Below are 762 nucleotides of genomic sequence, written 5' to 3'. Positions count from 1 at the left end.
TCTTCTGTCAAATCAGACTGTTTGTCTGCAAGACCAGTCACACGAACAGCCAAACGGCGTGGTGTTGAGAAGGTTTGAATAGCTTCAAAGGAAAGACGATTTTCTTTGAGGAAGGCTGCCATTTTTTCACCTAGTTGTTTTTCGCTTGGAGTTACTACGTAGGCTGGTAACTCTTCAAGACCGAGTTCTACTAATAAGTTTTTTGTCATATTTTTTCTCCGAAAAGTATCTTTTTATTTTCCAGTTTGCCTTATGTGATTGGCACGCAAGCAACCAACTTCGTTGTTTCATTGCTAAAATTGGAGCCGAAAGTCTCCAATTTTGCCTAGTATCCTTAGCTTCGCTAAGGATACCTTCATCACTACGGCAACTGGCTCAAGGCTCACTCTGTTCGCCCATTTTCGTAAACTGTCACTCTCTTTATTCTGCGTCTTCTGCTAGGAGTTTAGCTCGTGTTGCTTCATCCAAAAGTGGGTAGCCTAGGCGTTTGCGTTCTGCGACAAAGGTTTTGGCTACGACACGGGCAAGGTTACGGATTCGAGCGATATAGCCTGCGCGCTCGGTTACAGATACGGCACCACGCGCATCAAGCAGATTAAAGGTGTGTGAACATTTGAGAACATAGTCATAGGCAGGGTGAACCAATCCCTCTTCCAAGGCACGACCAGCTTCCTTTTCAAACTTATCAAAGTTTTCCAGCAACATTTCTTGGTCCGAAATTTCAAATGAATATTTTGAATGCTCGTACTCAGGCTGGATAAA

Annotated in this window: 2 protein-coding genes; both read right to left on the bottom strand. The window is 43.7% G+C overall.

What is annotated here, in order from left to right; all coding sequences use genetic code 11:
- On the bottom strand, positions 1-209 hold a 209-nt coding region (locus GMD1S_RS10615), incomplete at its 3' end, for a glycine--tRNA ligase subunit beta (protein WP_000164734.1).
- 211 nt (positions 210-420) lie between these two features.
- On the bottom strand, positions 421-762 hold a 342-nt coding region (locus GMD1S_RS10610), incomplete at its 5' end, for a glycine--tRNA ligase subunit alpha (protein ID WP_000396543.1).

The sequence above is a fragment of the Streptococcus sp. GMD1S genome (assembly GCF_000296875.1).
Classification (GTDB): Bacteria; Bacillota; Bacilli; order Lactobacillales; family Streptococcaceae; genus Streptococcus.
The sequence above is the reverse complement of the archived record's forward strand: the minus strand, read 5'-3'. Positions and strand labels throughout refer to the sequence as shown.